9 protein-coding genes and 1 pseudogene are annotated in these 8,126 nt (G+C 63.8%); 3 read left to right on the forward strand and 7 right to left on the reverse strand.

Annotated elements, in window-relative coordinates:
• The 3 genes from I5W_RS24590 to I5W_RS24600 all read right to left on the reverse strand — a co-directional run.
• Positions 1-181, reverse strand: a 181-nt coding sequence (locus tag I5W_RS24590; RefSeq protein ID WP_044531222.1) for a twin-arginine translocation signal domain-containing protein, incomplete at its 3' end; no start/stop codon positions are given.
• Positions 182-332: 151 nt separating this feature from the next.
• Positions 333-1,418 (reverse strand): ABC transporter ATP-binding protein, encoded by a 1,086-nt coding sequence (locus I5W_RS24595; RefSeq protein WP_044531223.1) that lies wholly within the window; start codon positions 1,416-1,418, stop codon positions 333-335.
• Between the two features lie 114 nt (positions 1,419-1,532).
• Positions 1,533-2,492 (reverse strand): C-terminal binding protein, encoded by a 960-nt coding sequence (locus tag I5W_RS24600; RefSeq protein WP_044531224.1) that lies wholly within the window; start codon positions 2,490-2,492, stop codon positions 1,533-1,535.
• Between the two features lie 233 nt (positions 2,493-2,725).
• Between I5W_RS24600 and I5W_RS30530 the strand changes: the two genes are divergently transcribed.
• The 3 genes from I5W_RS30530 (at position 2,726) to I5W_RS24610 (ending at position 5,021) form a co-directional block, all read left to right on the forward strand.
• A complete protein-coding gene (locus I5W_RS30530) occupies positions 2,726-3,001 on the forward strand; it encodes a hypothetical protein (protein ID WP_148289197.1) in 276 nt (91 codons plus the stop codon).
• Between the two features lie 160 nt (positions 3,002-3,161).
• Complete coding sequence (locus I5W_RS24605; RefSeq protein ID WP_199901800.1) at positions 3,162-4,223, forward strand: Ldh family oxidoreductase; 1,062 nt, start codon at positions 3,162-3,164, stop codon at positions 4,221-4,223.
• Between the two features lie 9 nt (positions 4,224-4,232).
• Entirely contained in the window at positions 4,233-5,021 is a 789-nt protein-coding gene (locus I5W_RS24610; RefSeq protein WP_044531226.1) for a FadR/GntR family transcriptional regulator, read from the forward strand.
• On the opposite strand, the gene I5W_RS24615 is transcribed toward I5W_RS24610, so the two are convergent.
• The 4 genes and pseudogenes from I5W_RS24615 to I5W_RS24625 all read right to left on the reverse strand — a co-directional run.
• Positions 5,009-5,566: a C40 family peptidase gene (locus I5W_RS24615; protein ID WP_044531227.1), complete on the reverse strand. Its 558-nt coding sequence runs from the start codon at positions 5,564-5,566 to the stop codon at positions 5,009-5,011. The genes I5W_RS24610 and I5W_RS24615 overlap by 13 nt on opposite strands.
• Positions 5,567-5,569: 3 nt before the next feature.
• A complete protein-coding gene (locus I5W_RS24620; protein WP_044531228.1) occupies positions 5,570-6,772 on the reverse strand; it encodes an acetylornithine transaminase in 1,203 nt (400 codons plus the stop codon).
• Between the two features lie 150 nt (positions 6,773-6,922).
• On the reverse strand, positions 6,923-7,114 hold the full coding sequence (locus I5W_RS31700) for a hypothetical protein (RefSeq protein ID WP_148289198.1): 192 nt from the start codon (positions 7,112-7,114) through the stop codon (positions 6,923-6,925).
• 80 nt (positions 7,115-7,194) lie between these two features.
• Positions 7,195-8,126: pseudogene (locus tag I5W_RS24625) on the reverse strand (CDP-6-deoxy-delta-3,4-glucoseen reductase); the annotation flags it as partial.

Here is an 8,126-nt window from a genome sequence, read left to right on the forward strand (position 1 = left end):
CACCCTGGACGAAGCGCTTCCAGCGCAGCACGCGCAGGGTCGCGCCTGCTTCGATGGGGTATTTGATGCTATCGGCGCCAGCCACGCCGGGGCCAGCGGCAAAGGCGTTCGCGCCCAGGCTGGATGCGGCTGCGGCGGCAGCACTGGTGACCAGGAATTCGCGTCGTGTCAGCTTGCTCATGTCTCCTACTCCTTCGGTTGAACGTCGAATTGGACCGCTTGCGAACAGAGGTTCTTGCGGATGGACTCTTGTTGTTCTGATGCTGCGCTACGGGTGTTGCCTTGGGACTGCGGTATGGTGGTACGGCGATGGTGCGGGATGGATGGGGCGATCAGCGCGCTGCCAGCGACTGGCCCGATGCGGTATCGAAGAGGTGCGTGCGGCTGTGGTCGGGCACCAGGTGGATCACGTCGCCCGCGCCAAAGTCATGACGCTCGCGGAAGATCGAAGTGAGGCTGGTCTGGCCAAAGCGCGAGAACACTTCGGTATCGGCCCCGGTCGGTTCCACCACGATGACCTGGGTGGCGATGCCTGTTCCGGCGGCGCCGATGGAAAGATGTTCGGGACGCACGCCATAGGTGACCTGCTGGCCGTCATTGCCTTGCAAGGCGCTGCCATAAGGGGCGGGCACGCGGGTGCCATCGGCGAACTCGACTTCGGCCGCGCCGACGCCACGGCGCAAGGTGGCCGGGATGAAGTTCATCGCGGGCGAACCGATGAAGCCGGCCACGAACAGGTTGGCCGGATGGTCGTACAGGTCCAGCGGACGCCCGCGCTGTTCCACCAGGCCATCGCGCATGACCACGATCTGGTCGGCCATGGTCATGGCTTCGATCTGGTCGTGGGTGACGTAGATGGAGGTGGTCTTCAAGCGCTGGTGCAGTTCCTTGATCTCGGTGCGCATCTGCACGCGCAGCTTGGCATCCAGGTTGGAGAGCGGTTCATCGAACAAGAACACCTGTGGATCGCGCACGATGGCGCGGCCCATCGCCACGCGCTGGCGCTGGCCACCCGAGAGCTGGCGCGGGTAGCGGTCCAGCAGCTGGTTCAGGCCGAGGATGTCGGCCGCCTTCTTGACCCGTTCTTCCACGAAGGACTTATCCTTCTTGGCCAGGGTGAGCGAGAAGGCCATGTTGTCGCGCACGGTCATGTGCGGATAGAGCGCGTAGTTCTGGAACACCATGGCGATGTCGCGGTCCTTGGGCTGGACGTTGTTGACCACGGTGCCACCGATGAGGATCTCGCCGCCCGTGATTTCTTCCAGGCCCGCCAACATGCGCAGCAAGGTCGATTTGCCACAGCCGGAAGGACCGACCAGGACGGTGAATTCGCCATCGGCGATATCGATGTCGACGCCCCGGATGATCTGGGTGCTGCCGAACTGTTTCTTGACTGCGCGAATCTGTACTGATGCCATCAAATGCTCCTCGTGTCTATCCTCGTATCGACGCCATGTAACCGGTTCCAGGCGGGGCCGGCGACAGCGTGCTTGTTGTACTAGGTTCATCACGCCGCTTGCGGCGCGTGTTGCTTATGCTGGATGGCCTTGGACGACGACGTAGGAGGGGCGTCCGTTGCGGTCCCAGTCGATCAGGTTCTGGGCCGCCTTGCGGCGCAGTTCGCGCGCGGCCACGTCCGAGAAGAATGCCGCGTGCGGCGACAAGAGTACGCGCGGGTGCTGCACGATCGCCGCCGATGTCGTGGGCGGCTCGACTGGCAACACATCCAGCGCCGCGCCCTTGAGCTGACCGTTTTCCAGCGCGGCCAGCAGGTCGTCGATCTGGATGAGCCCGCCGCGTGCGGAATTGACCAGGTAGCTTTGCGGCGGCAGCAGCGCCAGCAGCGAGGCATCGATCATGTTGCGCGTCTCATCGTTGAGCGGGGTATGCAGCGATACCACGTGCGCTTGCCGGAACAGATCCTCGCGGCCGACGCGTTCCACGTAGGCCGGGAAGTCGCCATCGATGATGTAGGGGTCATAGGCGATGACGCGCTTGAACAGATTGCGCGAGATGTGCGCCATGCGCTTGCCGATGCGGCCCAGGCCGATGATGCCGAGGGTGAGCTCGGAGGCGCGCGGGATGATGCCGGCCGTGGTGTAGTGCCACTGTCCAGCCTTGACCGCACGGTCGTAGACGGTGATGTTGCGGATCAGGTCCAGTGCCATGGCCAGCGCATGGGTGGCTACTTCACCCACGCCATAGTCGGGCGAGTTGGCGACCCAGACGCCGTAGCGGGCGGCATCGGCGGTATTGATGGTGTCGAAGCCCGCGCCATAGCGGCTGGCGATGCGGATTTCAGGACGTGCTGCAAACACCTTGGCGTTCACCGGTGCGTATTGCACCAGCAAGCCCTGACAGCCTTCAGAGGCGGCGATGACGTCGTCTTCGGTGCGGCATTGCGCGGTCACGACTTCCACGCCGGCTTGTCTGTAGAGCGCCAGCTCCAGGTCGACGTCGGGGAAATCGTAGTCCGTAATCAGTACTTTCATTGCGGGTCTCCATGATGGTTGTCTCGGGCCACCTTGTTGCAACTACTTCCTGGAACACGGCCGCCGATTGTGTGGCTGTGTCGTGTTCCCGGGTACGACTGATGCTGATGTTGAGCTTGATGCGGGCCTAATGCGGGCTTAATACAGGCTTAATTCGAACTTGATACAGGGTTAATGCAGGCTTAATGCTCTTCTGATGGACCGGACAGGCTGTGGCGGTCGGGCAGGCTGGTGTGACATGGCTGGTGCGATTGGCTGCGAGTCTATTGCAGCCCGATTTGTTTGGTCAAGTGGTAATACCAGATCGCGAGAAAGCATTTTGTCAGGAAGCCACAGGGCTGTTTTCCATGCTGCCGTTGCAGCACGATGCATCATCGCTGGCTGGCATAGAAACCAGGCGGGACAAGGCTTTGCGGCGGGCGCTCGAGGGTAGTGAAAATGCTGCGCCGCGTGAAAGAGGAATGATTTTTCGCCTCGGATTCATCCTTGACACCTGCGATCCGATATGAAATTCTGATCTGAGCTGGTCTGACCACATTACCGCATTCGCGGACCATTGATCACCATCGATGCTTGCGCAGGATGGTAAAAAAATCGATCCCGGAGACAGCAGACCGCTCCCACATCGTTGCACGCTGCATCGCACTCCTTGAAAGGATGGTTCTCTGCATGGCTGCCCCCGAACGTTTTTCCGCCCCCGCCTTGCGCCAATTCGCCACGAGCTTGCTGCAACAGGCCGGGCTGGATGCCGACAAGGCCGACAGCGTGGCCGCCACCCTGGTCGATGGCGACCTGCTGGGCCACGATACCCACGGCCTGGCACTGCTGGCCCCGTATGTGAAGGAATTGGAAAAAGGTACGATGACCCGCACCGGTGAGCCGGAAGTGCTCTCCGAGCGCGCCGCCGCCCTGGCCTGGGATGGTCGTCGCCTGCCGGGACCGTGGCTGGTGCATCGGGGTATCGATGCCTTGATCCCCAAGGCGCGTGACTATGGCACGGCCTCATTGACCATCCACCACAGCCACCACATCGCCTGCCTGGCCGCTTACCTGCTGCGCGCCACGCAGGAGGGGTTCATGATGATCCTGGCCAGTTCCGACCCGGCCGTGCAGAGCGTGGCGCCCTTCGGCGGTACCCAGGCGGTGTTTACGCCCAACCCGATCGCGGCAGGCATTCCCACCTCGGGCACGCCCTTCCTGGTGGACATCTCGGCCTCGATCACCACCAATGGCATGAGCAATCGCCTGCACAAGGCGGGCCAGCAGTTCGAAGAAGAATGGCTGATCGATGGCCAGGGCCATCCCAGTCGCGATCCGGCCGTGCTCACGGCCACGCCTCCCGGCACCATCCTGCCGCTGGGGGGCTTGTCGGCCGGGCACAAGGGCTTTGGCCTGGCCTTGCTGATCGAGGCGTTGACCGGTGGCTTGTCCGGCTTTGGCCGTGCCGATCCGCCGGCAGGGTGGGGTGCCACCGTGTTCCTGTCGCTTTACGACCCTTCGGCCTTCGGTGGTGAACAGGATTTCAAGCGCCAGATGGACCATATCGCACAAGCCTGCCGCCACAATGCGCCGCGCCCCGGCGTGGGCCAGGTGCGGATGCCGGGCGACCGTGCCCTGCAACGCCGCGCCGAGCAACTGGAGCAAGGCGTGGCCCTGCATCCGACCATCGCCCCCATGCTGCGCGAGGCGGCGGCCAGTCATGGCTTGGCCTTTCCCGCGGCCCTTGGCTAAACCCCCATCATGCCCATCGAAGCGATCGAACCGCAGCGGCTTTATCGCCAGATCAGCGACCAGCTACGCAAGCTGATCGTAGAGGGCGAATTCGCCGTCGGTTCACGCTTGCCGTCCGAACGCGACCTGGCGCTGCAACTGGGCGTGAGCCGGCCCTCCTTGCGCGAGGCCTTGATTGCGCTGGAGGTGGAAGGGCATATCGAAGTGCGGATGGGTTCGGGCATCTACGTCTGTCCGCCCGTGCAGCGCGAGCGGCGCAGTGACCTATCCGGCGAGGAAGGGCCGCTGGAACTGATCCGCGCGCGCGAGATGATCGAGGGGGAGGTGGCCTACGCCGCCGCCCAGCATGGCAGCAAGCAGCAGATCGCCGCGGTCGAAGAAGCCTATGCGTTGATGATGGCCCGTGCCGAGGCCGGCATCGATCCGCTCGAAGCCGACCGCCTGTTCCACATCCGCCTGGCCGAAGCCACCGGCAACAGCGTGCTGGTCAGGGTGGTGACGCAACTCTTCGATGCCCGCCTGGGGCCCTTGTTCGAGCGCCTGCACAGCCATTTCGACGGCACCCGCGTATGGCAGGAAGCCATCGAGGAACATGGCCTGATCATGCAGGCCCTGCGCGCGCGCAACGCCGAACAGGCGCGTGCGGCCATGCGACGGCACATGGATATCGCCTTCACCCGCTACAGCGCCAACCTGATCCGCGCATACGGGCATCGCCAACAGGGGCCAGAGCAAGAACAGCAGCGGGGCAAGCCGCGCAAGCGCGCGACCCGCAAGAGCGCACTTCAGTTGAAGTAGGTGCGCGCCATTTCAAAGCGGCGCGAAAAGTAGGGATTGTCCATGCGCGAGATATGCACCTTGCCATTGGTCGAGGGCGCATGGACGAAGCGGCCATCACCCAGGTAGATGCCTACGTGCGAGAACGGACGGTTCTGGGTGTTGAAGAACACCAGGTCGCCGGCACGCAATTGCGCAGGATCGATCTCTCGGCCGCGGCGCGCGATATCGGCAGCGCTGCCGCTGATGTGGTAGTTGGCAGCCTGGCCGAAGATGTAGCTGACCATGCCGCTGCAATCGAGCCCGGCCGAGGGATTCTTGCCGCCGAAGCGGTAGCCGGTATCGATCAGCGAGAGCGCATAGAGCGCCACTTCATTGCCATTGTCGCTGGCCGGCAATGCCGGCGCCTGCGATTGCGGGGCGCCCGGTAGCCGGGAGATGGGCGGGGCAGTCGGTGCCGTGCCGCAGGCGGCCAGCACCAGTGCCGCCGCCAGCGCGGCAAGCCAGGACAGGGGGGATGGCAGTATCGCCATCCGGTTCGACTCGATGCGTACGCGCCCCGCCATGGCTTACTTCCCGATCTTGGCCAGGACTTCTTCCAGCATGGAGAACATCTGGTCGATTTCTTCCTTGCTCACGTTCAGGGCCGGCATGAAGCGCAGCAGGTTGGGACGCGGCGAGTTCAGCAGCAGGCCCACCGGTTCCAGGTTGCGTGCGGCTTCGACGATCTGCGGACCGATGTCGCGACCCAGTTGCATGGCGCGCAGCAGGCCTTCGCCACGTTCACCTTCAAAGCCATACTTTTCGGAGATTTCCAGGGAACGCTGGCGCAGGTACTGGCCACGCTCGCGCACCGATTCCATGAAGCCGGGCTTCAAGAGTTCCTTGATCACGGCCACGCCCACGGCGGTCATCAGCGGGTTGCCGTTGTAGGTGCCGCCTTGCTCGCCGGCTTCGAAACAGGCGATCTCTTCGCGTGCCAGCAGGGCTGCCAGCGGCACGCCGCCGCCGATGCCCTTGGCCAGGGTCATGATGTCGGGTTCGATGCCGGAATGCTGGTAGGCGAACAGCTGGCCGGTACGACCCATGCCGCTCTGCACTTCGTCCACGATCAAGAGCAGGTTCTTTTCCTTGGTCAGGCGGCGCAGGCCTTGCATGAACTCCTTGGAGGCGGGAATGACGCCGCCTTCACCCTGCACCGGTTCCAGCATCACGGCCACGGTATGGCTGCCGATCAGGGCCTCGACGCTGGCCAGGTCGTTCAGGGTGGCCTTGGGGAAGCCCGGCACCTGCGGCGCGAACATGGTGTCCCAGCCGTCCTTGCCGCTGGCCGACATGGTGGCCAGGGTACGACCGTGGAAGCTGTGCTTGAAGGTGATGATCTCGAAGCGCGCCGAACCGTCGGCGGCCGGGTTCTTCTTGCCCCACTTGCGGGCCAGCTTGATGGCGCCTTCATTGGCTTCGGCACCGCTGTTGGCGAAGAACACGCGGTCGAAGACCGAATTGTCCGTCAAGAGCTTGGCCAGCTCCATGGAGGGCGCATTGTAGAAGGCCGGCGACGGGTTGATCAGCTTCTTGCTCTGCGCGGCCAGGGCGTCGGCGATGCATTGCGGGGCATGACCCAGGGTGTTGACGGCCCAGCCCTGGAGGTAGTCGAGGTAACGCTTGCCGTGATGGTCGGTCAGCCACATGCCCTGGCCTTCGGTGAAGACCAGCTCGGGGCGGTTGGTGACGTACATCAGCTTGTTGGCGTCGGACTGGCTGTATTGCATCGAAAGGCTCCTGCAAGAATAGGGTGGTTGGGAAGGTGCGGGACAGACCGTCAGGTAAAACCAAGCGCTAGGCGGCAGGCGCACGACAGACCCGGATGGCGAATAAAAAAAGCCACAGGGTTTGCCTGTGGTTCCGCGATTCGTTTCACTTCACGCGTGCAGCAGCAAACCTTTCTCAGGTTGGCTGCGGCGTCGTAAAAATGTGGCGTTGGCGATCATGCGGTGAATATTAGGACGTTTTGCGCAGAGCGTCAAAAAGAAATTTCCCACAGGATCGGCTGGCGCCGGCTTGCGGCGCTTGGCCGTTGCATTTGTGTCGCACCGCGCCCAGCCGCGCGCCATCAGGCTTGCGCGGCATCTTCGCAAATGCGCATGACGCCGGCATGACATCCAGGGCCACGCACGGCGCCACCCAGATCGCCTCAGGCGGCCGGGGCCGGCTTGGCCAGATCGGCTTCGGAGGTGAAGGAATCTGCGTAGAACTCGCCTTCCGGCAGCTTGCACTGGGCGCTGAAGTCGCGTTGCGCCGATTCGACCACGATCGGTGCGCCGCAGGCATAGACCTGGTGCGCCGACAGGTCGGGGAAGTCTTCCATCACGGCGCGGTGCACGAAGCCGGTACGGCCGCTCCAGTGATCCTCGGGCTGGGCGTTGGAGACCACCGGCACGTACTTGAAGTTGGGCAGTTCCTGTTCCCACTGCTGGCACAGCGCGTTCAGGTACAGGTCCTGCGGACGGCGGCCGCCCCAGTACAGGGTCACCGGGCGCTGGGAGCCCGCATGTTGCAACTGCTCGACGATGGCCTTGATGGGCGCAAAGCCGGTGCCGGAAGCCAGCAGGATGATGGGCTTGTCGGAGTCTTCGCGCAGGAAGAAAGTACCCAGCGGACCTTCGATGCGCAGGATGTCGCGTTCCTTCAGGGTGCTGAACACCTGGTCGGTGAACAGGCCGCCCGGCAGGTGGCGGATGTGCAGGCTCATGGGCTCATCCTTGTGCGGGGCGTTGGCCATGCTGTAGCTGCGGCGCTTGCCGTCGCGCAGCAGGAATTCCACGTACTGGCCGGCCTTGTACTGCAGGCGGTCATTGGCCGGCAATTGCAGCGACAGGATGATCACGTCATCGGCCACCTTCTCCAGCTTGGCCACGCGCACCGGCAGCTTGCGCACCGGGATCTCGCCCACGCCGGCCACTTCGCGCGCCTCGATGGTGACGTCGCTCTGGGGCTTGGCCACGCAGAACAGGGCATAGCCCAACTGCTCTTCGTGGGCCGAGAGGGCGCGCTCCTGGTGCGCGCCGTGCTCGACCTGGCCGGACACCAGCTTGCCCTGCAGGAGCTGCAGGCGCCGTCTGCAGC

The sequence above is a fragment of the Herbaspirillum sp. B65 genome, assembly GCF_000333555.1.
Lineage (GTDB): Bacteria > Pseudomonadota > Gammaproteobacteria > Burkholderiales > Burkholderiaceae_D > Herbaspirillum > Herbaspirillum rubrisubalbicans.

Coding starts and splice junctions, on each gene's coding strand:
- I5W_RS24605 (WP_199901800.1), top strand. CDS start 3,162: ATGGCTGCCCCCGAACGTTTTTCCGCCCCCGCCTTGCGCCAATTCGCC.
- I5W_RS24610 (WP_044531226.1), top strand. CDS start 4,233: ATGCCCATCGAAGCGATCGAACCGCAGCGGCTTTATCGCCAGATCAGC.
- I5W_RS24615 (WP_044531227.1), bottom strand. CDS start 5,566: ATGGCGGGGCGCGTACGCATCGAGTCGAACCGGATGGCGATACTGCCA.
- I5W_RS24620 (WP_044531228.1), bottom strand. CDS start 6,772: ATGCAATACAGCCAGTCCGACGCCAACAAGCTGATGTACGTCACCAAC.
- I5W_RS24600 (WP_044531224.1), bottom strand. CDS start 2,492: ATGAAAGTACTGATTACGGACTACGATTTCCCCGACGTCGACCTGGAG.
- I5W_RS31700 (WP_148289198.1), bottom strand. CDS start 7,114: ATGGCGCGCGGCTGGGCGCGGTGCGACACAAATGCAACGGCCAAGCGC.
- I5W_RS24595 (WP_044531223.1), bottom strand. CDS start 1,418: ATGGCATCAGTACAGATTCGCGCAGTCAAGAAACAGTTCGGCAGCACC.